Source organism: Cohnella boryungensis (assembly GCF_042651945.1).
GTDB classification, from domain to species: domain Bacteria; phylum Bacillota; class Bacilli; order Paenibacillales; family Paenibacillaceae; genus Cohnella; species Cohnella boryungensis.
Genome location: NZ_JBHSED010000073.1, coordinates 1 through 518, shown reverse-complemented (window position 1 = coordinate 518; position 518 = coordinate 1). Strand labels below are relative to the sequence as shown.

2 rRNA genes are annotated in these 518 nt (G+C 51.0%); both read right to left on the bottom strand.

The features are described from left to right. Positions 1-88 (bottom strand): 23S ribosomal RNA (locus ACFO1S_RS27375); the annotation flags it as partial. 380 nt (positions 89-468) lie between these two features. After that, positions 469-518: ribosomal RNA gene (locus ACFO1S_RS27370) — 16S ribosomal RNA — on the bottom strand; the annotation flags it as partial.

Below are 518 nucleotides of genomic sequence, written 5' to 3'. Positions count from 1 at the left end.
CAGCTCCCCGAAGCATATCGCTGTTCGTCGCGTCCTTCATCGGCTCCTGGCGCCTAGGCATCCTCCGTGCGCACTTATTAGCTTAACCATGGCTCGGATGTTTCCTTTTTGCTTCTCCGGTGACTGTTCCTTGCCAGGCTCCGTCAGAGACGGCGCAGCAATTCCCATTCACGAGTCGAACAAAAGGGATACATCCTCGCCTGCATATGGAGACCATACGCTTGATGACACTAGTAAGGCTGAGATGATACTCTTCTTCTTTCGCGCTTTTGTTTCGCTATCCAGTTTTCAAGGTGCAAGGGTTTGAAAGACGCTTTCCGCCTAAGCGGGAATCGTTCTTTCAAAACTGAACTTGAGCGTAAGAAACGGTTGCCACTCTCTACTTTGCCAACCGAGCTCTAGTCTTCGACTAACGCTAGCGGTTGCAATATGAGCCGTGGTCTTTTATAGCTCCGAAGAGCTCCTTAGAAAGGAGGTGATCCAGCCGCACCTTCCGATACGGCTACCTTGTTACGACT